General features: G+C 64.6%; 25 protein-coding genes. 14 read left to right on the plus strand and 11 right to left on the minus strand.

The window, feature by feature from the left end:
• Positions 1–5: 5 nt before the first annotated feature.
• The 3 genes from hemA to ahbB are packed head-to-tail and all read right to left on the minus strand — an operon-like array spanning position 6 to position 3,086.
• Entirely contained in the window at positions 6–1,352 is a 1,347-nt protein-coding gene (gene hemA, locus Harman_RS14230; RefSeq protein ID WP_137684444.1) for a glutamyl-tRNA reductase, read from the minus strand.
• Positions 1,349–1,996, minus strand: a complete 648-nt coding sequence (locus tag Harman_RS14235) for a precorrin-2 dehydrogenase/sirohydrochlorin ferrochelatase family protein (protein WP_137684445.1) — start codon at positions 1,994–1,996, stop codon at positions 1,349–1,351. Before Harman_RS14235 ends, hemA begins: the two co-directional genes overlap by 4 nt.
• A gap of 34 nt (positions 1,997–2,030) precedes the next feature.
• Complete coding sequence (gene ahbB, locus Harman_RS14240) at positions 2,031–3,086, minus strand: siroheme decarboxylase subunit beta (protein ID WP_137684446.1); 1,056 nt, start codon at positions 3,084–3,086, stop codon at positions 2,031–2,033.
• A 108-nt stretch (positions 3,087–3,194) separates the two neighbouring features.
• On the opposite strand from ahbB, the gene Harman_RS14245 reads away from it, so the two are divergent.
• Entirely contained in the window at positions 3,195–3,485 is a 291-nt protein-coding gene (locus tag Harman_RS14245) for a DUF7577 domain-containing protein (RefSeq protein ID WP_137684447.1), read from the plus strand.
• Between the two features lie 5 nt (positions 3,486–3,490).
• On the opposite strand, the gene Harman_RS14250 is transcribed toward Harman_RS14245, so the two are convergent.
• The 3 genes from Harman_RS14250 to Harman_RS14260 all read right to left on the minus strand — a co-directional run bounded on the left by Harman_RS14250 (position 3,491) and on the right by Harman_RS14260 (position 4,447).
• Positions 3,491–3,901 (minus strand): DUF5778 family protein, encoded by a 411-nt coding sequence (locus Harman_RS14250; RefSeq protein WP_137684448.1) that lies wholly within the window; start codon positions 3,899–3,901, stop codon positions 3,491–3,493.
• Between the two features lie 154 nt (positions 3,902–4,055).
• The gene (locus tag Harman_RS14255) at positions 4,056–4,250 is read right to left on the minus strand and encodes a cold-shock protein (RefSeq protein WP_004591449.1); all 195 of its coding nucleotides are present in this window, start codon (positions 4,248–4,250) and stop codon (positions 4,056–4,058) included.
• Positions 4,251–4,252: 2 nt separating this feature from the next.
• Positions 4,253–4,447 carry a cold-shock protein gene (locus Harman_RS14260; protein WP_008312646.1) on the minus strand — a complete coding sequence of 65 codons (195 nt, stop codon included), beginning with the start codon at positions 4,445–4,447 and terminating at the stop codon, positions 4,253–4,255.
• 114 nt (positions 4,448–4,561) lie between these two features.
• Between Harman_RS14260 and uppS the strand changes: the two genes are divergently transcribed.
• On the plus strand, positions 4,562–5,488 hold the full coding sequence (uppS, locus tag Harman_RS14265; protein ID WP_137684449.1) for a polyprenyl diphosphate synthase: 927 nt from the start codon (positions 4,562–4,564) through the stop codon (positions 5,486–5,488).
• Here uppS and Harman_RS14270 read toward each other — a convergent pair whose 3' ends face one another.
• Positions 5,489–6,097 (minus strand): undecaprenyl diphosphate synthase family protein, encoded by a 609-nt coding sequence (locus tag Harman_RS14270; RefSeq protein ID WP_137684450.1) that lies wholly within the window; start codon positions 6,095–6,097, stop codon positions 5,489–5,491.
• 100 nt (positions 6,098–6,197) lie between these two features.
• Between Harman_RS14270 and Harman_RS14275 the strand changes: the two genes are divergently transcribed.
• Together Harman_RS14275 and Harman_RS14280 are read left to right on the plus strand one after the other, a co-directional pair.
• A complete protein-coding gene (locus Harman_RS14275) occupies positions 6,198–7,556 on the plus strand; it encodes a DUF92 domain-containing protein (protein ID WP_137684451.1) in 1,359 nt (452 codons plus the stop codon).
• A complete protein-coding gene (locus tag Harman_RS14280) occupies positions 7,553–7,969 on the plus strand; it encodes a GNAT family N-acetyltransferase (RefSeq protein WP_137684452.1) in 417 nt (138 codons plus the stop codon). Before Harman_RS14275 ends, Harman_RS14280 begins: the two co-directional genes overlap by 4 nt.
• On the opposite strand, the gene dnaG is transcribed toward Harman_RS14280, so the two are convergent.
• Together dnaG and Harman_RS14290 are read right to left on the minus strand one after the other, a co-directional pair.
• Positions 7,966–9,312 (minus strand): DNA primase DnaG, encoded by a 1,347-nt coding sequence (dnaG, locus tag Harman_RS14285; RefSeq protein ID WP_137684453.1) that lies wholly within the window; start codon positions 9,310–9,312, stop codon positions 7,966–7,968. The genes Harman_RS14280 and dnaG overlap by 4 nt on opposite strands.
• 197 nt (positions 9,313–9,509) lie before the next feature.
• Positions 9,510–10,220, minus strand: a complete 711-nt coding sequence (locus tag Harman_RS14290; RefSeq protein ID WP_137684454.1) for a sugar phosphate isomerase/epimerase family protein — start codon at positions 10,218–10,220, stop codon at positions 9,510–9,512.
• A 51-nt stretch (positions 10,221–10,271) separates the two neighbouring features.
• On the opposite strand from Harman_RS14290, the gene Harman_RS14295 reads away from it, so the two are divergent.
• The 7 genes from Harman_RS14295 to Harman_RS21590 all read left to right on the plus strand — a co-directional run bounded on the left by Harman_RS14295 (position 10,272) and on the right by Harman_RS21590 (position 17,137).
• Complete coding sequence (locus tag Harman_RS14295) at positions 10,272–10,616, plus strand: tRNA-binding protein (protein ID WP_137684455.1); 345 nt, start codon at positions 10,272–10,274, stop codon at positions 10,614–10,616.
• Between the two features lie 103 nt (positions 10,617–10,719).
• A complete protein-coding gene (locus Harman_RS14300; RefSeq protein WP_137684456.1) occupies positions 10,720–10,929 on the plus strand; it encodes a DUF3311 domain-containing protein in 210 nt (69 codons plus the stop codon).
• 1 nt (position 10,930) lies between these two features.
• The gene (locus Harman_RS14305) at positions 10,931–12,457 is read left to right on the plus strand and encodes a sodium:solute symporter family protein (RefSeq protein ID WP_137684457.1); all 1,527 of its coding nucleotides are present in this window, start codon (positions 10,931–10,933) and stop codon (positions 12,455–12,457) included.
• A 96-nt stretch (positions 12,458–12,553) separates the two neighbouring features.
• A complete protein-coding gene (locus tag Harman_RS14310) occupies positions 12,554–12,976 on the plus strand; it encodes a YgaP family membrane protein (RefSeq protein WP_137684458.1) in 423 nt (140 codons plus the stop codon).
• 71 nt (positions 12,977–13,047) lie between these two features.
• Positions 13,048–13,965, plus strand: a complete 918-nt coding sequence (locus tag Harman_RS14315; RefSeq protein WP_137684459.1) for an HFX_2341 family transcriptional regulator — start codon at positions 13,048–13,050, stop codon at positions 13,963–13,965.
• Between the two features lie 229 nt (positions 13,966–14,194).
• Positions 14,195–16,867: a valine--tRNA ligase gene (locus Harman_RS14320; protein WP_137684460.1), complete on the plus strand. Its 2,673-nt coding sequence runs from the start codon at positions 14,195–14,197 to the stop codon at positions 16,865–16,867.
• A 93-nt stretch (positions 16,868–16,960) separates the two neighbouring features.
• Positions 16,961–17,137 (plus strand): hypothetical protein, encoded by a 177-nt coding sequence (locus tag Harman_RS21590; protein ID WP_200830905.1) that lies wholly within the window; start codon positions 16,961–16,963, stop codon positions 17,135–17,137.
• 33 nt (positions 17,138–17,170) lie between these two features.
• Here the strand turns inward: Harman_RS21590 and Harman_RS14325 are convergent, their stop codons facing one another.
• Positions 17,171–17,938, minus strand: a complete 768-nt coding sequence (locus Harman_RS14325) for a DUF1405 domain-containing protein (RefSeq protein ID WP_137684461.1) — start codon at positions 17,936–17,938, stop codon at positions 17,171–17,173.
• Between the two features lie 104 nt (positions 17,939–18,042).
• On the opposite strand from Harman_RS14325, the gene pdxS reads away from it, so the two are divergent.
• Together pdxS and Harman_RS14335 are read left to right on the plus strand one after the other, a co-directional pair.
• On the plus strand, positions 18,043–18,951 hold the full coding sequence (gene pdxS, locus Harman_RS14330) for a pyridoxal 5'-phosphate synthase lyase subunit PdxS (protein WP_137684462.1): 909 nt from the start codon (positions 18,043–18,045) through the stop codon (positions 18,949–18,951).
• Positions 18,952–19,057: 106 nt separating this feature from the next.
• On the plus strand, positions 19,058–20,281 hold the full coding sequence (locus Harman_RS14335; protein WP_137684463.1) for a mechanosensitive ion channel family protein: 1,224 nt from the start codon (positions 19,058–19,060) through the stop codon (positions 20,279–20,281).
• 1 nt (position 20,282) lies between these two features.
• Here Harman_RS14335 and Harman_RS14340 read toward each other — a convergent pair whose 3' ends face one another.
• Positions 20,283–20,591, minus strand: a complete 309-nt coding sequence (locus Harman_RS14340) for a hypothetical protein (protein WP_137684464.1) — start codon at positions 20,589–20,591, stop codon at positions 20,283–20,285.
• A 213-nt stretch (positions 20,592–20,804) separates the two neighbouring features.
• On the opposite strand from Harman_RS14340, the gene Harman_RS14345 reads away from it, so the two are divergent.
• A complete protein-coding gene (locus Harman_RS14345) occupies positions 20,805–21,386 on the plus strand; it encodes a DUF2150 family protein (RefSeq protein WP_137684465.1) in 582 nt (193 codons plus the stop codon).
• Positions 21,387–21,428: the final 42 nt, after the last annotated feature.

Consider the following 21,428-nt stretch of genomic DNA (forward strand, 5'->3'; position numbering starts at 1 on the left):
CGTGGTTAGTCGTCGGATAACCGATCGAGCATCGCGTTCGGAATCTCGTCACGCATCCCGTCGGGGATGTCCTCGACGGTCATGTCCTCAGCGAAGGCCGGCATCTCGGCCTGGTCGGGGCCGCCGAAATCCGGATCGAACAGCTGGAGCGCCGTGTGAATCGTTGACCAGTCGTCCTCCTCGGCGGCGTCGCGCAGGCTCTTGGTCGGCGCGGCGAGGATCTGCGAGACGATAGCGTCGGCCATCGACTCGACGACTTCCGCCTGCTCATCGTCGAAGTCAGCCGCCGAGAGCGCACTGTTTATCTCTGCGGCCTTGACCTGCTCGGCGCTCTCGTACATCGTCGAGATGACCTTGTCGGCGCGCTTGCGCTTGTATTGGGTGAGCAGTCGGTCGAACTCCTCATCGACGATCCGCTCGACTGCTTCAGCAGCACGCTGTCGCTTGTTCCGTGTTTCGGCGGTCACCGACTCCAGTGCATCGAGGTCGTACACCGACACCGATGGGAGGCGGTCCGCGCCAGCCGGAACGTCACGTGGCTGTGCGATGTCGACAATTGACACCTCGCCGGCGTCGCTGAACGTCCCAATCTCGAACACCTGATCGCCGCTCCCCGTGGCCGAGACGACGACGCGAGACTCGGCGACGGCTGCTTCAATGCCATCGAGCGCGACCGCGCTGGCGTCGACATCGACCGACTCGGCGACGTGCTCGGCATGTGGTACGGTCCGGTTTGCGACGAGCAGGCGGTCTACCTCCTCGCTGAGCGCCTTCGCGGCGAGTTGCCCCATCTCGCCCGCGCCGACGACGAGGCCGGTCTCGCCCGCAAGCGAACACTCCTGGTCAAGCAGGCGAACCGCAGCGGAAGCCAGCGAGACGACGCCCTCGTTGATCGCCGTCTCCGTGCGGGCGCGCTCGCCGACGTGGATCGCTTTCGTGACGCCGTCTTCCAGCATCGGCCCGATGCCGCCGACGCCACGAGCGGTTTCGTAGGCGGTCCGGAGCTGGCCGAGAATCTGGTCTTCGCCCAGCACAATCGATTCGAGGCCGGCCGCGACCCGCAGCAGGTGGCGGAGACTCTCCTCGTGGCCCATCTCGACGACGACATCATCGGGGACAGCGCGGGTGAACAGTTCGAGGGCTTCAAGTCCGTCCTCGTGGTCCGAAACGACGACGTACCCCTCCGTTCGGTTGCAGGTCTGGAGAGCAATTGCCTCCTCGACCTCGGGGTTTGCGAGCAGGGATTCGACAGCGTGGCGCTCGCTGTCCGCCGCAGCGGTCTCTAATTGGTCGACGCTCGCGCGCTCGTGGGAAATACAGACCCCAACGATTGCACCAGTATCCCCTCTCACGTTTGATCACCAGGTAACTCTCCGATCACGTCTCTAGCTACTTGCTCACCTTTGGACCTGCCACTATCTAAAGCCTTCCAAACTTCCCGTGACCTGACAACGAGCCTGACGGCATCGCGTCGTTCGGTCGGCGGGACGCCCCGGTCGCGGAACTCCTCGCGGAGGTCGCCAACGAGGTCCGCCATCAGTCCGGCGGTCCCGAACTCGTCTTCGAAGTGCTCTCGCAGGTATTTCGACAGTGCTGGTGCGCGCCCGCCGGTGGCAATAGCAAGCGTCACGGGGTCGTCCCGGACCGTCGCCGGAACGACGACGTTTCCGAAGGACTGGTCGCCGTGGTCGTCGGCGCGGTTGACGAGCGCGCCATGGTCCTCCGCGGCCGCCGCGAAGGCCGCGTTCAGGTCCGAGTCGTCTGTCGCGGCCACGACCAGCGCCGGGTCGGTCCGCTCGACCCAGTCCGCGGCGTCCTCGGGTGCCGGTGCAGCCCTGACTGTCTCCGCGTCCCCGAACGCCCGGTCAGCGAACTCGGGGCTGAGGACGACGACGGTCGCTTCCGTGGCGAACGTTCGGACCTTACGCGCGCCGACCGGACCGCCGCCGATGACGAGGACCGTCTCGCCCTCGAAGTCGTGCATCAGCGGTATCATCAGCGGTTCCCTCCTGTGTGCCGCGGGCGCTCGGTCACGCTGTCTCTGCGTTCTGCCGCGCTCGCTCGTCGAGCCTGATCCCTGTCTTCTTCAGGATGCGCGTCGAGAACAGCGTGTCCCAGTCCTCGTCGGCCACGTCCCAGTGGTCGGCCATCCGGTCGCGGACCTGCTGGATGCGCTCCTGACTCTCGGTTTCGCTTCGCCCGTGGGTCATCGCGAAGAAGTTGTACGGCCAGACGCCGTCGTGGCGCGGCCGCTCGTAGCAGTGGGTCACAAAGTCGAATTCGGCAATAGCCTGACCGACCTCGTCGATCTTGTCGTCGGGTACGTCCCAGACGGTCATCCCGTTCTCACTATAACCCAGTGCATAGTGGTTCGGGATGACGCCGACCCGGCGGACTTTCCCCTCCTCGTTGAACCGCTGTATCGTCTCCAGTACCCACTCGACATCCGTACCGATTTCCTCAGCCACGTCTGCGTACGGCGTGGCGGTAATCGGCAGGCCGTCCTGAATCGCCAGGACGAGGTCCAGTTCGTCGGCGGTAAGCGACCGCTGCTCGGTCGGCGTCACGTCCGGCCCCAGGTCCGAGCAGTCGATGTCCTGGGTCTGTGGCCCCTCGACGGGGAACTTTGCGCCGACGTGGAACTCCTGTTGTTTCGGGAGGTTGTACGTCTCCTCGCCCGTCTCGGCTTCGATTTCGGCCAGCACCTCGTCGACGCGGTCCTCGTCGGCCACCGAGAGGACGAACCACATGTTCAGATGGGGATGTTCGCGCTCGTAGTTGTGCGCGACCTCCGGGTGGGCGTTTATCAGTTCGGCGTGGTCGTCGTAGCTGTCCTCGGGGGCGTGGGTTGCGACGAGCGTCGCGGTGCCGCCGATGGCCTCGGCGTTGATGAGTGCCCCAAACCGCGTGAGCACGCCCGCCTCGTCGAGGTCCTGTACGCGTGCTAGTAGCTCGTCTGCATCGATGTCGACGCCGTGGTCGGCGAGGGCCGCCGCAGCCGGCTCGAACGGGCGCTCGACGACCGGAAAGCCCCCTTGAAAGGCGTTCAGCACAGCCCGGTCTACTGTCCCGAGGTCTTCGCTCATGCGGACACCTGGGAGTTCTGCGGATAAAAGGCGACCGGACGAGGCAGTTCCGCGCTCGCTCAGACTGGTCGCCGGAGGGCTTTACACGTCTACAGCCCAAGTTTGTCCGTGGCAATCTCGACGGTCGAACTGGCGATCCGGCTGCTCGTTTACCTGCTTGTCCTGATAGGTGCGCCGCTGTCGTTCGTGCTGATGTTCCGGCTCATGGATTACGCTGCACACGACAGTCTGGTCGAGCAGTTCAGCGGCCACCGGACTGGTCCGGATACCGGCCAACTCAACGCCTACTTCGAGCAGGCCGCGGTCGAAGCAACCACGTGTCGGTTCTGTGGCGCGGCCAACGGCCCTGATTACACGTACTGTCACAACTGCCAGGAACGGCTGGTGGCCGGCGACTGACGTGACTACTCGCCTTCGACACCGGTGACCGCGTAGCCAGCGTCTTCGATGGACGCGAGAATCCCGTCGTGATCGGCGCTGGCCTCGTAGTAAAACACCAGGTCGAAGGAGCCGTTGCGGAGGAGTTGCTGGCACTCCCAGACGAACTCCTCGTCGTCCAGCGTGAGCCCCTGGTGCTGGTTCGACGCGAACTCGGGATCGTCGCTCCCGGAGTAGACGTACGTGTCCGTCGGGTCAAGGCCTGCACCCTCGGCGATGAGTTCGCCGACCTCGATGGTAGCCTGCATCATCTCGATCTCGTCGCTGCCGTCGTACTCCGTGTGGACGACAGCGCCGTTGAGCTGGATTTCGCCCGGCTCAAGCAGCTGTTTGGTCCGGCGGTAAAGCTCCTCGTCGAGTGCCTCGGCCTCGCTCATACCATGCGGTCGGCGTCGCTGTCCCTAAGACACTTCGGATTCCGAGCGCTAGTCGGCTCTACCCGAAGATATTCGGTTCGAGAGCGGTGGCGACGCACGGGCCGTAGCTACACCGCTCTAACCGGGAACTCCACCGAAAAGCGAGTCGCCTCGGCTACAGTCGCGTGAGGTTCTTCGCTCGCGGGCCTTTGTCTGCCTGTTCGATGTCGAATTCAACTTCTTGCCCTTCTTCTAAGTCCGGGCCGCCGACGTCTTCCATGTGGAAGAACACGTCTTCGTCGGCATCGTCGGTTTCGATGAAACCGTAGCCACCCGTATCGTTGAAGAAGTCGACAGTGCCTGTCGCCATGGTTACAGCCGCGTGAGGTTTTTCGCGCGCGGGCCTTTATCGGCCTGCTCGATCTCGAATTCCACTTCTTGCCCCTCTTCGAGGTCAGGACCTTCGATGTCCTCCATGTGGAAGAAGACATCCTCGTCGGAGTCTTCGGTATCGATGAAACCGTAACCGCCTGTGTCGTTGAAGAAGTCTACCGTACCGGTCGCCATTGCAGTTGAACGTTAAGCCGGGGTGTATTAAAACTATGCGCATATATTTCGGCAGATTAGGAGGGAAATAACTGTAAGCGGCTCCTTCCACAAAGCCCTTATTGAGTGGTTGAAATGTATTCAATGATGCTATCGAGGGGGAAGCGATTGGGCTATGCGGCCTACGAGCGATTGCTTCAGTGGGAACTGTCAGGAACACCGGACCACGTCGCCGTCATTCAGGATGGGAACCGGCGCTATGCACGGAAACAGGGGGCCGAAACCCACGAGGGTCACAGAGAGGGGGCCGAAACGACGGAGGCGCTGCTGAACTGGTGTGACGAACTCGACATCCGCGAAGTGACGCTGTATGCGTTCTCGACGGAGAACTTCGACCGCGACCCCGAGGAGCGAGAGCACATCTTCGACCTCGTCGAACAGAAGCTCCGGACGTTTGCTGACGCCGACCGGGTCCACGACGCTGGCGTCTGTATCCGCGCCATCGGCGAAACCGAGATGCTGCCCGAGCGAGTCCAGGACGCCATCGACTACGCCGAGGAGCGAACGGCCCAGTACGACCAGCTCAACCTCAACGTCGCACTGGCCTACGGCGGCCGGGCCGAACTGCTCGGCGCGGCGCGCGATGTCGCCAGTAGCGTCGAGGAGGGCGACCTCGACCCGACGGACGTTTCTGCGGAGACCATCGAGGAGCGACTGTACGAGGGGCCGACCCGCGATGTCGATCTCATCGTCCGGACCGGCGGCGACGAACGCACCTCGAATTTCCTGCCGTGGCACGCCAACGGCAACGAGGCCGCCACGTTCTTCTGTACCCCCTACTGGCCGGAGTTCCGGAAAGTCGACTTTATGCGGGCGATTCGTACGTACCAGAACCGCGAGCAGTCCTGGCGGACGACCCGCGCTCGCCGCTCGCTGGCGCTGGTCCACGCCATCGAGCAGTCGGAACTGCCGACGGCCAAACGGATGCTTGGGCGATTCCGGGACGCGCTTCCGAGTGCCGAGCGCGAGCAACTCGACGAGGAATACGAAATCGCGGACTGATCACCGGCCAAACCGGCGCTGGCGTTCCTGATAATCCCGCAACGCCCGCAAGTAATCCCGCAGCCGAAAGTTCTGCCAGTTCACGTCAGTAAAGTACAGCTCCGAATACACGGATTGCCAGATCATGAAATCAGAGAGTCGCTCGGCTCCGGTTTTTATCACGAGGTCCGGGTCGGTCGGAAAGACGAGATGTTCCTCGACTGCGGCCTCGTCGATGTCGTCCGGGTCGAGAGAGCCCTTCTCGACGCTTTCGGCGAGCTTCTGGACCGCCGTCGCGAACTCCGATTGCCCGCCCAGGCCGATAGAGATCTGAATCGGGGCGTCGGCTGTCGTCTCATCGTCGGGTACTCTGACCGCTATCTCTCTGGGCGCGGTAACGTTTTCGAGTTCCCGCTGGAGCGTCGGAATCGCCTCCTCGTCGAGGACACTCACGTAGACGACGACGGTTTCGGTGCCGTACTGGACAGTCCAGTCGAAGAAGCGTTCGAGCGTGGTGTAGGCACCGTCGCCGAGCAGGTCCCGCTCCGTGATGACCAGCGCGACCGTCTCGGGCAGGTCGGCGTCGCTCATCCGCACGCGTGTGGCGAGATATCGGTCGTATAGTCCCACGCCCGCCGGTATGCTGACAGCCCCAGTAAATCCCACGGTACCGTCCCCTCGCCCCAGCAGTTCGGAAAGGGTAAGTGCCTCTCGGGGATACCGGTGGCACGTGACTGGCACAGTCCGACGTGCAGGTGGGTTCGCCGCCGTGGGGACCCTCGCGGTCGTCGTCCCGGCCGCGACGGGCTTTCGCTCGCTCGAACTCGCGACTGTCGCCGCCATCGCACCCTTCGTCCTCGTCGCTGCGCTCGGCGTAACGGTCATCGGGCAGGACTCGCGGCTGTTCGACCTGTTCGCGCGTCCCGGCGACTACGAGGACGGGAAACTGTACGGGCTGGCGGCTTTCTCGCTTGCGGCCGCCGGACTCGCGCTGCTTGCCGTCCGATTCAGCTTACCGGTGCCGGTGTTCGTCGGCGTCGTCGTCATCGTCGCCTACGGGAACCTCGGGCAGCGGCTCGCCTACACGGTCCGTTCCGACGAGGTGGTCGCGACCGCGGGCTTCGTCCTCGTCGGCTTTGTCGCCGGCGTCGCGGGACAGGTGCTCGGGACACAGATTCAGGCCGCCGTCGGCGAAGGGGCTGCCGCCGTCGACCTCCCGTTAGTGCTGTTTCTCGCCGCTAGCGGTGCGTTCGTCGCCGCGCTGCTTCGCTCGGTGCTGTTCGAGCGGGACGACCCGCTGGTGATGCTCACCGTTGGACTGCTGCTGTGGCTGTTTTTCGAACTCGACCCGTCGGTGACGACCCAGCGTGTCGTCATCGCGCTGGCCGTGACAGTACTGCTTGGCTATCTCTCCTACGCCCTCGACACCGCGTCGCTCCCGGGGATGCTCACCGGCGTTCTCCTCTCCTTTTTGACCATCGTGCTCGGCGGGTTCGGCTGGTTCGCCATGCTCATCACCTTTTTCGGACTCGGTGGCCTCTCGACGAAGTACCGCTACGAGGAGAAACTGGAGCGGGGCATCGCCGAGGAAAACGAGGGCGCACGGGGGAGCGGGAACGTGCTCGCAAACTCCATCGTCGCGCTGTTTGCCGTCGTCGCCGCGGCGGCAAGCCCGAGCCACATCGCTGTGAACCCGCTACTCTTCTTCTATGCGTTTGCCGGGGCCGTCGCCGCCGCGATGACCGACACGTTCTCTAGCGAGTTCGGCGGACTCTACGACAACCCGCGGCTCATTACGACCCTCAGACCCGTCGAGCCGGGCACTGACGGCGGCGTCACCTGGCAGGGGGTCGCCGCCGGGGCCGTCGGCGCAGGCATCATTGCCGGTATCGCCGCGCTCACGCAGGACATCGGCACGGTCGGCGGCAGCGTCATCCTCGTGTGTGGGCTGGTCGGCATGACCGTCGACAGCCTGCTGGGTGCGACCGTCGAGGGCTCTGTCGTCGGCAACCAGGGCGTCAACATGCTCGCGACGCTGGCGGCCGCGCTGACCGGGGCCGGCGTCGTGCTGGCAGTCGGCCTCCTATGATCCGCGAGGCCCGCCCCGACGACGAGGCCCGTCTCCGGGCTATCCAGACGAATGCCCTCGACGAGCCGTGGCCGGACCTCCTCAGCGTCGGCATCAGCGGGCCGCCGCTCGTGCTGGTACTCGACATCGGTGAGCCACTCGGCTACGCGCTGGTCGTCCCGGATCACCCGGTCGCGTACCTGGCGGAGTTCGCCATTGCGCCCGGAAAACAGGGCCAGGGCCTCGGGACGACGCTGATGGACGGGCTGCTCGACCGACTCCGGGTCAGTGGATTCGAGACGGTCAGACTCACGGCCCGAGCGGACGACGAGCGGGCGCGCTCCTTTTATGATGGGTTCGGGTTCTCGGTGGCCGACGAACTACCCGACCACTACGACGACGGCGACGGCGTGTTGCTCATTCGGGATCTCTAGCCCTCGATGCGAACCTGCACGGCCGTCGGCTGTTTCACGTACTCACCGTGGCCGGCGGAAACAACGACCCCGACGCCGCGCTGGGCGGCGACATCGAGGAGCTTCTGCGTGCAGTCCCCGTCGATGACGACGGTCCGGGGGACCTCGTCGGCCGATTCCAACAGCGAGACGACATCGTCGGCGTCGCCCTCCGCGAGCAGCGTCGCGTCCTCGTCGACCAGCCTGGCCGTCCCACTGTGGTTCTCGATAACGGCTTCGATGTGGTCCGAAAGCGACGGGATAGCCGGTTCGTCGCCCTCATCAGGCGTGGTTTCGCTCGTCGCGGCGTCCGTTACGGCGGCTGTCTCCGTCTCCTCGACCACGGTCCCGTCGGTCGTCTCAGCCTGGGTCGTCTCAGCTTGGGCCGTCCCGGTTTGCGTCCCAGGCCCGGGCTGGCTGTCAGTGGTGTCCTCCGATGGCGTAGCCGTCACGGCACCGCCGTCGGCGGTCGTCGACTCGCCGGTCTGAGTCATCTCCTCGCGGATGCTGTCGAGGCTCTTGGCGCTTGCGACCGTCTCGTAGGGGACCTTATCTCGCAGCGCGGACATCACCTCGCTTCGGGAGAGGTCTTCGACGGACTTGCCGCTGGGCGTGACGGCGACGTAGTCCACGTCGCCGACCTGCGCGAGTTCCTTCAGAATGAGGTCTCCACCGCGGTCGCCGTCCAGAAACGAGGTCACCGTCCGACCGGCCGTCAGGTCCGCGATGGCGTCGGGAACGTCCGTTCCCTCGACCGCGATGGCGTTCTTGATCCCGTATTTGAGCAGTTGCAACACGTCCGAGCGGCCTTCGACGATAACAATCGCGTCGGAGTCGGCCACCCGCGGCCCAGCCGGGAGTCCCTCGTAGTCGGTCACGTCGGCGACCCGGACCTGCTGTCTGACCGTTTCGACGATGTCCTCAGTCCGGATCGACTTCTCCTCGAAGTCGTTCAGCAGCTCCGTCGCGCGCTCGACGACCTCGCGGCGCTTGGCGCTCCGTACGTCCTCGATCTCTGCGACCTCGATCTGGGCGCGGCACGGTCCCACCTGTTCGATGGTCTCGAGCGCGGCCGCGAGGATCGCCGTTTCAACCCTATCGAGGCCGCTTGCGACGGTGATCTCGCCGAAGGACTGGCCGCCTTCCGAGCGGATTTCCACGTCGATGCGGCCGACCTTCTTCGAGTCCTGCAGGTCCCGTAGGTCCAGTTCGTCCCCGAGCAGCCCTTCCGTCTGGCCGAACACCGCGCCGACGACGTCGCTGCGCTCGACGACCCCCGCCGCCGTGATGTCGGCATGTATCAGATATTTCGCCGTGTCTTGCATGATTGTCCTGTTTTCCAGCCCGTCGAACGGTGTTCCGACGGACTGCTGTCACTATACTGATGTTGGATAGTACAGCGGAATAACCTTGCGCACGCGAGCCGACGACTACTGCTGTAGCAGTGTGCGACGAGCCCCGTTGTCTCGGAGGGTTGACGGGCGATGCACTCGGCGGACTGTTCCATTCAGGCGGCCGGTTGTTACTCCAGTAGCGGGCGCATGCCGTCGATACCGGCTTGGATAGCCTCAAGTGGGTCCTCGGGGTTGTCGTGTTCGAAAACGAGCCATTCGGTGCCGGCCTCGCGGGCCGCGTCGACCACCGCCTGCAGCGGGACGACACCCTCGCCGAGGGCCGTCGGCTCCCCGTCTTCAGTCATGTCTTTGAGGTGGACGACGGGAACACGTCCGTCGAGTCGACGGAGCAGTGCGACGGGGTCCTGGCCCGCGGCGTGGGCCCAGCCGGCGTCGAACTCGATGCCGATCGATGTCTGGTCAATGAGCGCGTCGAAGGCGGTGCCGTCGCCGAGTGGGACGAACTCGTGGTCGTGGTTGTGGTACAGCAGCGGGCGGTCGACATCCTCGTTGAGCATCCCAAGCAGCGTCGCCGTCGACTCGACAGCGCTCTCGCTCGCGAAGTGGTCGTCGTCGAGATACGGGAGGACGGCGTACGGGGCATCGAGCGTTCGGATCTGATCGCGGACCGTTCGAGCGTCGGACTGGAGGTCTTCAAGTTGGACGTGGGCACCGGCGATACCGAGCCCCGACTCGTCGAGCGCGCGCCGGGACGCGCCTGGATCACCGACACCGGCGAACTCCACGCCGTCGTAGCCGGCGGCTGCGATGCGGTCAAGTACGTCCGATAGCGGCTTTTCGAGGTCCCGGAGGGTCCAGAGCTGGATTGCCGTCTGCATACCACCGCTGCGAACGCCGGCGTAAAATAAGTGGACATACTACCGGATGGCATGGGATTCACTGAAACTGAGATCGACCCTGCACGGTTCCTCGAAGACGTAGAGATGCGTATCGGCGAAATCGTCGATGTCGAGCCGTTCCCCGAAGCGCGCAAGGACGTGTACAAACTCGACGTTGATTTCGGTGACGAGACCCGTCAGTCCGCCGCGGGACTGACCGACGTGTACGATCCGGAGGACCTGCTCGGCTCGCAGGTTGTCGCCGTCGTCAACCTGGGCACGGTCTCTATCGCGGGTTTCGAGAGCGAGTGTCTCGTTACCGGCGTCGACAGCGAGGAGGGGGTCGTCCACCTGACACCCGAGCGAAAAGTGGAACCCGGCACGCGGGTGTATTGAAGACGATTCTGTGACGTGGACGCATTGAAGACGATTGTTCTTCAACAAGACTCAGTGAAGGTTCGTCACCCATTAGTACCGCCAGTGGCTAGCCTGTCGTAATATGAGTACGGTCAGGACTGTCGGGTGGACAGTCGTCGCGCTCGTGTTGATGGCACTGGCAGTGCCGTGGTTCCTCTGGGACACCAGTGCAATCGCTGCGGGACTGCCGGTGTGGCTGTGGTGGCACATCGGCTGGATGGCGCTTGCGAGCATCGTCTTCGCCGTCTTCGCGCGCACCGACTGGGGCCTGGGCGTCGAGGAGGTACGCTGAGATGGCCGACACCGCGCTCCAGCTTGGGATTGTCGGCGCGTACATGGTTGTCGCGCTCGCGGTGGGGGCCGTCGCCTACCGGCTCACCGAGCGCACCGCCGAGGACTACTACCTCGCGAGTCGAACGCTTGGCACGGTCGTCCTGCTGTTTACCACGTTTGCGACCCTACTGTCTGCCTTCACGTTCTTCGGCGGCCCGAACCTCGCGTTCAGCGCCGGCCCCGAGTGGATTCTCGTCATGGGGCTGATGGACGGGATTATCTTCGCCGTCCTCTGGTACGTGCTGGGCTACAAGCAGTGGCTAGTCGGCAAGCGCCACGGCTACGTCACGCTGGGTGAGATGCTTGGCGACCGGTTCGGGTCGACAGCACTCCGTGTCGTCGTCGCCGGCGTGAGCCTGTTCTGGCTGTTCCCGTACGTGATGCTCCAGCAGAAGGGTGCCGGGCAGGCCATCGTCGGCCTCACGAACGGCGCGGTCCCGTTCTGGGTCGGGGCCGGCGGCATCACGCTGTTTATGATCGCCTACGTCGCGCTCTCGGGGATGCGCGGCGTCGCCTGGACGGACACGCTCCAGGGGCTGTTCATGCTCTCGTTGATCTGGGTCGCCGTCGCGTGGGTCCTCTCGGCTGTCGGCGGCGCGGGCGAGGCGACGGCGCTGCTGGCAACGGAGAAGCCCGCCTTTGTCGGCCTCGGCGGCGGCATCTACACCCCGCAGTACATCATCTCAACCGCCGTCAGCATCGCCTTCGGCGTGACGATGTTCCCCCAGATCAATCAGCGCTTCTTCGCCGCGGGGTCGAAAAAAGTGCTCAAGCGGACGTTCGCGCTCTGGCCGGTGCTGGTCCTCCTCCTGTTCGTCCCGGCATTCATGCTTGGCGCGTGGGCGGCCGGACTCGGCGTGACGGTTCCGGAGGGCGGCAACGTCATCCCGGCGTTGCTGGGCGAGTACACGCCAACGTGGTTCACCGCCCTAGTCATCGCCGGCGCGATGGCCGCGATGATGTCCTCTAGCGACTCGATGCTGCTGTCAGGGTCGTCGTACCTCACCCGTGACCTCTACCGGCCGCTGACCGGCCGCGGTGACGCGAGCGACGAACAGACCGACCGCCGTGAGGCGCTCGTCGCCCGCCTCGGCGTGGTCGCCTTCGCCACTCTCTCGTTCGTTGCGAGCCTCTACACGCCGGGCACGCTGGTCCAGATCGGCGACACCGCCTTCAGCGGCTTCGCTCAGCTAACGGTTCCCGTTGCTCTCGCGCTGTACTGGCAGCGGACCACGCGCTCGGGGATGTACGCCGGCGTGATCGGCAGCCAGGTGTTCTACGGCCTGCACGTCTTTCCGGTGATTGCGACAGTAGCGGGACTGCTCGGCCTCGACGTTGCCCTGCCGACGGCGTACATGGGCTGGACGCCCGGTGTTGTGGGCATCCTGGTCGGCCTCCTGCTGACGGTCGCCGTCTCGCTGACGACCGCGCCCGCCGCGACCGAGAACCGCACTGCCTACGCCGTCTCCGGCATCGAAAGCGACTGAGCCGGACTCGAAGTGGGCTCCAGTACCAGCCGTGCCAACCACCGGACGGCCACCGGACATGTAAACCTACAAAAGCGTCCAGGTCAAAGTACAGGTATGGACACCGACAAAAACGTCGGCGGTCGAGACCGCCTGATCCGAGCAGTGCTGGCAGTCGTCCTGACAATCGTCTCTCTGCGCTGGCTTCGCAGCGGGAAGCGCAAACGCGGGCTGCTTGCCGGCATCGGCGCGCTCGGCCTGGGATTCAACGCCTCGACGGGCTACTGTGGCCTCAACGACACGCTCGACATCGACACGACGATCGACGACGACGATGACGTGTTCGCGCCGGACGATGAACCGGCGACCGACGAGTCCGCGGACGTGAGCGTTGATTTCAGCTCCGAGGGGGACACCGAGGCCTCGGAAGTCCACAAGAACGGCACGCTGACCTGCGCCGTCTGTGAGGACCCCATCGTCCCCGGTGAGCGTCGCGGCCCGAACGATCAAGGCGACATCGTTCACGAGACCTGCGAGTAACGCGCTGTCGAAGGGTGCGCTGGACGGCCCGAGTCTGGTTCTTTTTATAACCGCCGCCCCAGCCCTCAGGTATGCAGACCCACATCGTCCCGGTCGGGTTCGACTACGACCGGCTCATCGCGCCGCTGGTGCGCGAGCAACTCGACGTGGACCGCGTCATCCTGCTTGAGGGCGCGGTCGGCAGCGAGGCCAACGTCGAGTACTCGCGCAATCTCGCGGAGAAGCTCGAAAAGGACTACCAGAACCTGCTCGGGGCCGAAACCGAGCGGTTCGTCGTCGCCGACGTGTACGACTACGACGAGGCCTTCGAGCAGGCCTTCGAACTCATCAACGCCGAACTCGACGCGGGCAGCGAGGTGTGGGTCAACGTCTCCGCGATGCCCCGAACCGTCTCCTTTGCCTTCGCGACGGCGGCCCACTCGATTATGGTCGAACGCGAGGGCGACCGGGACCGCATCCACACCTACTACACAGTCCCCGAGAAGTACCTCGAAACCGAACTCGCGGAGGAACTGCGCAAGCAAATAGACATGCTTGAGGACATGCGTACCGGCGAGGATGTCGACGAGCGCGTCGACGAGCGGCTCGAAACCGCGCGGGACCTGCTGGCGGAGTTCGACGAGCGCGGGACGACCATCGGCGCGAAGGAGATCGACGGCTCCCACATCGTCGAACTGCCGGTCGCCTCCTTCTCGAACGTCAAGCCCTTCGAGGAGGTCATCCTCTTCACGCTGGGCGAACACGGCGAGTTCGAGTCCGTTTCCGAGCTGGCCCAGCAGTTGGCCCGGGACATGGGCGAGGAGTACACCGACTCCTTCCGCTCGAAGGTCATCTACAACGTCGACCGGCTCGGCCCCGGCGGGAAGGGGTACATCGAGCAGGAGGACCACGGGAAGTCCTACCGGACGACGCTTTCTCGCATCGGGCAACTGTGGGTTCGCGCTCACTCGGCCGAGGACCGCGAGCGCCGCGAACCGGACCTGACCTGAGTGAGTGGCTGGTGTGAGTTCGCCGGGGCGCCGCCGAAAACCGAAGTCGTTAATCCTGCCGTTGGCAGACTACTAGACAGATGGTGCGTCGACTCTCCCGAACGCTGGTTCTCGCGCCCGTCGGTGTAGGGGTCCCCACGCCCCACACCACCCCTACCCCTCGACGCACGCACCGCTGACAACCACGCCGCAATCCGCTGCTATCCGGGTGCTACACCCGAGTTCGAACATGAGTGATACACAGGACCCACCGCAGGACGAATCGACCACAGACGAATCGGAGAATGCCCTCGACGGGGAGTACGACCCCCGCGAGGTAGAGCCCGAGTGGCAGGACCAGTGGGTCGCGGACAAGACCTACGCCTACGACGAGGACGCCGACACCCGCTTTACCATCGACACGCCGCCGCCGACGGTGTCGGGGAACCTCCACATGGGCCACCTCTACCAGTTCACGCTGCAGGACTTCGTCGCCCGCTTCCACCGGATGCGCGACGACACCGTCTACTTCCCCTTCGGCTACGACGACAACGGTATCGCCTCGGAGCGGCTCACCGAGCGCGAACTCGATATTCGGCACCAGGATTACCCGCGACGGGAGTTCCAGGAGAAGTGCCGCGACGTGTGTACGGCGTTCGAGGACGAGTTCACCGAGGACGTGCAGTCGCTGGCGATCTCCATCGACTGGGACAACACCTACAAGACCATTGCGCCGGATGTCCAGCGGGTCTCCCAGCTTTCCTTCCTCGACCTCTACGAACAGGGCCGGGAGTACCGCCAGCGCGCGCCGACCATCTGGTGTCCGGACTGTGAAACCGCGATTTCGCAGGTCGAGCAGGAGGACAAGGACAAGCACACGAAGTTCAACGACATCGCCTTCGACCTCGTCGAAACAGGCGAAGGGCCGGCCGACGAGGACGCGACGTTCACTATCTCGACGACACGCCCGGAACTGCTGCCGGCGTGTGTCGCCGTCTTCGTCCACCCCGACGACGACGCGAACCAGCACCTCGTCGGCGGCAGCGCGCGGGTCCCCATCTTCGAGCAGGAAGTCCCCATCATCGCGGACGAGCGCGTCGACATGGAGACCGGCAGCGGTATCGTGATGTGCTGTACGTTCGGCGACCAGAACGACATCGAGTGGTATCAGGCCCACGACCTGCCGCTACGGCTGGCTATCGACGAGTCCGCGACGATGACTGACCTTGCCGGCGACTACGAGGGGATGCACACCACCGAGGCCCGCGAGGCCATCATCGAGGACCTCGACGAAGAAGGGTCGCTCTTGGAGAGCCGCGACCACGACCACACCGTGCAGGTCCACGAGCGCTGCGAGGAAGAGGTCGAGTACCTCGTCACCGAGCAGTGGTATATCGAACTGCTCGACAAGAAAGAGGAGTACATCGAGGCCGGTCGCCAGATGGAGTGGTACCCCGAGAAGATGTTCACCCGCTACGAGCACTGGATCGAAGGCCTGGAGTGGGACTGGTGTATCTCCCGCCAGCGCGACTCGGGCATCCCGATTCCGGTGTGGTACTGCGACGACTGCGGCGAGCCCGTGATGGCCGAACGCGACCAGCTCCCGGTCGACCCGCTGTCGGACGACCCGCCGGTCGATGCCTGCCCCCACTGCGGCCACGACTCGCTGACGCCCGAGGAGGACGTGTTCGACACGTGGGCGACCTCATCACTGACCCCACTGGTGAACGCTGGCTGGGACTGGGACGCCGACAGCGAGGAGTTCACCATGGAACTGCCGGAGCTGTACCCCTTCGATCTGCGCCCGCAGGGCCACGACATCATCTCCTTCTGGCTGTTCCACACCGTCGTCAAGTGCTACGAGCACACCGGCGAGGTGCCCTTCGAGAACGTGATGATAAACGGGATGGTGCTAGACGAGAACCGCGAGGCGATGTCCAAGTCCAAGGGCAACGTCATCCCGCCCAGCGAAGTGCTCGAAGAGTTCCCGGTCGACGCCACGCGCTACTGGGCCGCCGGGACCTCCATCGGCGACGACTTCCCGTACAAGGAAGGCGACCTGGAGGCCGGCGAGCGACTCCTCCAGAAGCTCTGGAACGCCTCGCGGCTGGTGGACCAGCTCACGCCCGCGAGTCAACCCGACGAACCCGAGGACCTGGCAGCGGTCGACGAGTGGCTACTGGCCGAGTTGGACGCGACCGTGGAGTCGATCACGACGAAGTTCGAGGACTACGAGTTCTCGAAGGCCCGCAACGAACTCCGGTCCTTTTTCTGGAACACGTTCTGTGACGACTACCTCGAAATCGCCAAGCAACGGTTATCCGAGGGTGGCGACACCTCGACGGAGTACACGCTGCTGCAGGCCCACCGGACCTTCTTGCAGCTGTTCGCGCCGTTCCTCCCGCACATCACGGAAGAGCTGTGGGACCGCGTGTACAGTGAAGACAGCTCCATCCACACGACGGACTGGCCAACCGCGGGCGGCTACGACGCCGACCTTGACGCCGGCGAGACGGCGATGGAAGTCGTCTCCGCGCTCCGGCGGTACAAGACCGAGAACGGCCTACCGCTGAACGCCGACCTCGACCACGTCGAGGTGTTCGGCCACATCGGCGGCTTCAAGGACGCCGTCGCAGAGGCGATGCACGTCGCCCAACTGGACACCTACGACGAGACCCCGGACATCACGACCGAGGTCAGCGGCATCGATCTGGACTACTCCATCGTCGGCCCCGAGTTCGGCAGCGAAGTGGGCGCTATCGACGCCGCTATCGAGGACGGCGACTACGAGATCGACGGCGACACGCTACGGGTCGCCGGCGTCGAACTCGACGACGAGATGTTCACTGTCGAGGAGTCCCGGACCTACTCCGGCGAGGGCGAGATGACCGAAACCGAGAGCGCCGTCGTCGTCGTTCGGTAACCCCGTCGCGTTTTTCCTGTCGCAGAATCACCGCGTTCGCACCCATCGCCGCGACCAGTAGCATCAAGACCTGCGCGTCCGGTCATTGGAACCATGCGAACGGAGGAGGTTATTCGGGACCGAATAGAGGCGCTGCAAGCGGAGTACGACAAACACGACCCGCCGTCGACCGAAATGGAAGACGAAGCCGAGGTCGCTATCCTGCGGGCCATCGAGGAACTGGAGTGGGTCCTCAAAGAGCGCGAGACCGAGGACGGCTTCACGACCTGAGACGCCGCTAGAACGAGCGCGGGACAGCGGCAGTTACGCCTGCCGTTTCACTTTCTCCACGCGGGTCGCCAAGGCGAGAAACGTCGCCAGGATAGTCAACACGACCGCCCAGCCCGCCGCGAGATCGTGGGCCAGCACTGTGTGGTCGAACCCGCCGGCGACCAGCGGCTCGGCGCGCAGCCAGGTGTGGTGGGGGCCATCGAGAACCGGGACGAAGTAGTCGACGATGTCGTTAAAGCCGTACCAGCCGACGGCGACCGCGACGGACGCGACCGAAAAGCTCGCGTAGCGGTGGATGAGAAACGCCTCCAGTGCCATCGCAAGGTGGCTCAGAATCAGGAACCAGTAGAGCCACAGCGGAATCCCGCCGGGGCCGTTGAGGACGAGCTGGACGTACGGCGTCCACAGGCCGAGCTTGATACAGCCGAAGAAGCCCAGCATGTGGAGGGGTTCTGCGTTCCAGTCGAGCCGCCAGGCCACAAGCGAGAGGCCAATGAACATCGTCGCCACGGGCGAGTCCGGAATCAGCGGGTAGGCGGCAAGCGGGGCCGCGCCGAGTTGGCCCTCCACGAGCGGCGGCGCGGTGTTCAGCGGCCGACCGGCGTAGTACCAGAAGCCAAACAGCGTCCCCACCAGATTGACGAGCGCGATGGGCCAGGCCAGCCGGAGGCCGACGTTCTCTAGCCACGCCGGCAGCGGCGCGACGTACCGCGGCAACCCTTCGGCGTCGGGGAGCCGACGACTGAACACCCGCGCGACAGCCGCGTCGATGCGCCCGCCGACACCCTCGTCCGGAGCCATGTCGATGCAGTGGGGGGACGCGATGAAAACGGTAGTGGTCGATAGCGGGCAGGCGGCCCGTCGGAAGGACACGCGTTAAGTAAATCCAGACCCAACTCGGAGTAATGACTGAAGAGACTGACCTTGAGGACCTCCGCCGCGGGACCGACCTCGTCAAGCGCGGCTTCGCGAAGATGCAGAAGGGCGGCGTCATCATGGACGTGGTCAACCGCGAGCAGGCCCGCATCGCCGAGGACGCCGGTGCAGTCGCCGTGATGCACCTTGAGTCGGTACCGGCCGACATCCGCAAGCGCGGCGGCGTCGCCCGGATGGCCGACCCCGGCAAGCTCGAAGAGATCATCGAGGAGGTGTCGATTCCGGTGATGGGCAAGGCCCGTATCGGCCACACCGCCGAGGCCCAGATTCTGGAAGCCGCCGGCGCGGACATGGTCGACGAAAGCGAGGTGCTGACCCAGGCCGACGACCGCTATCATATCGACAAGCAGGAGTTCACCGCGCCGTTTGTCTGTGGCGCGCGCAACCTCGCTGAGGCCCTCCGCCGCATCGACGAGGGCGCGGCGATGATTCGGACGAAAGGCGAGGCGGGCACCGGCGACGTGAACCAGGCCGTGACCCACCAGCGCAACATCCAGCGCTCCATCGGCATGCTCGAAGGGATGGCTCCAGAGGAGCGCGACGAGTGGGCGCGCGAACACGGCGCACCACGGCGGCTCGTCCACGAGACGGCCGACCGCGGTCGACTCCCGGTCGTCAACTTCGCGGCCGGCGGCATCGCGACGCCCGCCGACGCAGCGCTCATGATGCAACACGGCTGTGACGGCATCTTCGTCGGCTCGGGCATCTTCGGCGCGGAGAACCCCCAGGCGATGGGCGAGTCTATCGTCGCGGCGGTCAACAACTACGACGACCCCGAACAGCTCAAGGAAATCGCGAAGAACCCCGGCAAGGGGATGAAAGGCCAGGCGAACGCGGACTTAGACGAGGAAGAGCAGCTGCAGGGCCGCGGCGTCTAAGCGAGGCGAGGAGTCCGAAGCACTGTCGATTTCTAGCTACTCTGTCACGCGACAACGGCACATGGACGTTCGAAGACGAAGACACAAGTTCCTACGGTGGCGATAGGTGGCTGTGCAGGGGACGGCTACGCCCACACCAGCGGCTAACGAAACCGGTGAGGGGCTTCTCGAACTCTTTACCGCGCTACAGCGGTCGCTCGAACAACTGGCCGCGACGCAGGGGCGGCTCGTCGCGACGCTCATTCTGCTTGTCGTGCTCCTTCTCAGCGTCGTCGTGATTCCGGCCGCGCTCTCCCGGCTCCGGGCCGCGACATCCGACCGAGCCGGCGACTGGCTGCAGGTCATGGCCGACTACACGCCGACGACGATACGGGGCGTGTTCCTCCGGATCGCTCAGTTCTCGATGGTCGTGCTCGTCGTCATCTCGTTTCTCATCGTCTGGGGCGTCCTCGATGTCGTCGGGGCGGTGGAACCGTACCTTGGCGGGAGCGATCAGTCGGTGCTGGCGACGATACAGACGGTCGTCCTCGTCATGCTGGCGTTCGTCCTGTCCGACCAGATGCAGCGATGGATCGAACGGTTCAGTCAGGCCGTCACCGGGTTCACCGAACACCAGGAGGAGATTCTCCTCCGACTGGGACAGGTCACCGTCTTTGTCACTATCGGGGCGACAATCTTTGCCGTCTGGGGCATCGATCTCAGCGGGCTATTGGTCGGGGCTGGATTCCTCGGTATCGTCGTCGGTTTGGCCGCCAGACAGACGCTGGGCTCGCTCATCGCTGGCTTCGTCCTGATGTTCTCCCGGCCGTTTACCATCGGTGACTGGGTACTCATCGGCGACCAGGAGGGGATCGTGACTGACATCACGATCTTCAACACGCGCCTGGAGAACTTCGACGGCGAGTTCGTCATCATTCCCAACGACAACGTGAGCAACCGCGCGGTGACGAACCGCAGTCGCAAGGGGCTGTTGCGCCTCACGGTCGACGTGGGCGTGGACTACGACGCTGACGTGGATCAGGCGATGGAACTCGCCCGTGAGGCGATGACCGACATCGAACACGTCGTCGACTCGCCGACGCCGGACGTGGTCCCGAAGAACTTCGGGGACTCCGCCGTGGTGATGGAACTCCGGTTCTGGATCGACCACCCGACGCCGCCGCGGAAGTGGCGCGCCATCTCAGCGGTGGTCCGGGGCGTGAAGGCCACCTTCGACGAGGAAGATATTTCGATCCCGTTCCCACAGCGGACCCTCTCGAACCGCGCGGATTCGGCCGAGGCGGTGGCGCAAGAACACGGTGTTGAGATGCGTTCAGACGGCGACGGCTGACCTACAGGTCGAGGCCGTCGAGCAGGAGGCCCAGTCCGAGGAACCAGCAGCCAACCGCCGTCGCGAGCGTGCTGACGTGGAACAGCCAGGACAGCCCTCGCCCCGCCGTCAGCGGCCCGTTCAGTGCGGCAACCGCGGCGTCAATCCCGGCCAGCAACGAACCGGCGTTGAGCGCAATCCCGGCGAACGCACCGACAGCGACCGGCAGCGCTAGGGCGACCAACGCGAGACCGACGCGTTCGACCAGCGTAGCGACTGCAGCGATATCAAGCGGGCCGTCGTAGGTCCCGTTCGACTGTCGCTGTGCCATGCTATTTCATAACACGTTCGGCTGGCATAAAAGTGCGCCCCCTGACGGCGGTCGTGGAATGCGCTTGAACTCCATCGGCCGACCGAGAAGCCCCCAAAACAGCCGCATTCGGACCTGCACACTCAGTTTTCAGCCCGATCCGATTGCCGAGGAGTCGACAACTGAGTGGTCGCCGGTCGAAACTACTATCCCCAACGGGACGAACGGAGTGGTATGAGCACTCCGCCGGGGGAGTATTACACCGAAGAACGCTGGCAGAACTGGCTAGACCGTATCGAGGAAGAAGATGTCGACCCTGAAGACGAGGATTCGGCGCGGCTCCTGTTGAACCTCCAAGACGACGCCGCGATCGCGGTCGCGAAGATTCTCACCGACTACGAGGACGGCGACCTCGACGAGGAGACGACCATCGACGAGCTTACCGGCGTCCGTGAGATCGTCCTCGACGACATCGAGATCGACGACGAAGAGACTGTGATGCTGATCGACGGCGTCCAGACCTCGCTGCTGTGTGTGTTCTACGCAGCCGAGGAGTTCGTCGCGGAAGGCGCTGCGGACGACGCGACCATCACCGACTACATCGAGGCCGCCGCGGACGCGGAAGCGGAGGAGGACCTCGATGCGGCGCTTGGCTACTGTGTCCAGGCCGGCACACAGATCATCGGTGGGTCAGACCTCCCGATGGAGGTCGCCGAAGACCTCGAATACGGGCTCGTCTCCGAGTGGGTCAACGGACTCGACAGTCTCCAGACCGCGATGAGCGACCCGGAAGTCGTCGAAGAAGACGAGAGTTGATAATTCGGCAGTCAGGTTTTTACCGCCGTCTCCGCAACTCAC

Source organism: Haloarcula mannanilytica (assembly GCF_005406125.1).
Taxonomy (GTDB): domain Archaea; phylum Halobacteriota; class Halobacteria; order Halobacteriales; family Haloarculaceae; genus Haloarcula; species Haloarcula mannanilytica.

What these genes read in the sequence shown, in the direction of transcription:
- Harman_RS14235 (WP_137684445.1), bottom strand. Translation starts at nt 1,996, where the DNA reads ATGATACCGCTGATGCACGACTTCGAGGGCGAGACGGTCCTCGTCATC.
- ahbB (WP_137684446.1), bottom strand. Translation starts at nt 3,086, where the DNA reads ATGAGCGAAGACCTCGGGACAGTAGACCGGGCTGTGCTGAACGCCTTT.
- Harman_RS14250 (WP_137684448.1), bottom strand. Translation starts at nt 3,901, where the DNA reads ATGAGCGAGGCCGAGGCACTCGACGAGGAGCTTTACCGCCGGACCAAA.
- Harman_RS14255 (WP_004591449.1), bottom strand. Translation starts at nt 4,250, where the DNA reads ATGGCGACAGGCACTGTCGACTTCTTCAACGATACGGGTGGCTACGGT.
- Harman_RS14260 (WP_008312646.1), bottom strand. Translation starts at nt 4,447, where the DNA reads ATGGCGACCGGTACGGTAGACTTCTTCAACGACACAGGCGGTTACGGT.
- uppS (WP_137684449.1), top strand. Translation starts at nt 4,562, where the DNA reads ATGTATTCAATGATGCTATCGAGGGGGAAGCGATTGGGCTATGCGGCC.
- Harman_RS14280 (WP_137684452.1), top strand. Translation starts at nt 7,553, where the DNA reads ATGATCCGCGAGGCCCGCCCCGACGACGAGGCCCGTCTCCGGGCTATC.
- dnaG (WP_137684453.1), bottom strand. Translation starts at nt 9,312, where the DNA reads ATGCAAGACACGGCGAAATATCTGATACATGCCGACATCACGGCGGCG.
- Harman_RS14290 (WP_137684454.1), bottom strand. Translation starts at nt 10,220, where the DNA reads ATGCAGACGGCAATCCAGCTCTGGACCCTCCGGGACCTCGAAAAGCCG.
- Harman_RS14295 (WP_137684455.1), top strand. Translation starts at nt 10,272, where the DNA reads ATGGGATTCACTGAAACTGAGATCGACCCTGCACGGTTCCTCGAAGAC.
- Harman_RS14300 (WP_137684456.1), top strand. Translation starts at nt 10,720, where the DNA reads ATGAGTACGGTCAGGACTGTCGGGTGGACAGTCGTCGCGCTCGTGTTG.
- Harman_RS14305 (WP_137684457.1), top strand. Translation starts at nt 10,931, where the DNA reads ATGGCCGACACCGCGCTCCAGCTTGGGATTGTCGGCGCGTACATGGTT.
- Harman_RS14310 (WP_137684458.1), top strand. Translation starts at nt 12,554, where the DNA reads ATGGACACCGACAAAAACGTCGGCGGTCGAGACCGCCTGATCCGAGCA.
- Harman_RS14315 (WP_137684459.1), top strand. Translation starts at nt 13,048, where the DNA reads ATGCAGACCCACATCGTCCCGGTCGGGTTCGACTACGACCGGCTCATC.
- Harman_RS14320 (WP_137684460.1), top strand. Translation starts at nt 14,195, where the DNA reads ATGAGTGATACACAGGACCCACCGCAGGACGAATCGACCACAGACGAA.
- Harman_RS21590 (WP_200830905.1), top strand. Translation starts at nt 16,961, where the DNA reads ATGCGAACGGAGGAGGTTATTCGGGACCGAATAGAGGCGCTGCAAGCG.
- Harman_RS14325 (WP_137684461.1), bottom strand. Translation starts at nt 17,938, where the DNA reads ATGGCTCCGGACGAGGGTGTCGGCGGGCGCATCGACGCGGCTGTCGCG.
- pdxS (WP_137684462.1), top strand. Translation starts at nt 18,043, where the DNA reads ATGACTGAAGAGACTGACCTTGAGGACCTCCGCCGCGGGACCGACCTC.
- Harman_RS14340 (WP_137684464.1), bottom strand. Translation starts at nt 20,591, where the DNA reads ATGGCACAGCGACAGTCGAACGGGACCTACGACGGCCCGCTTGATATC.
- Harman_RS14345 (WP_137684465.1), top strand. Translation starts at nt 20,805, where the DNA reads ATGAGCACTCCGCCGGGGGAGTATTACACCGAAGAACGCTGGCAGAAC.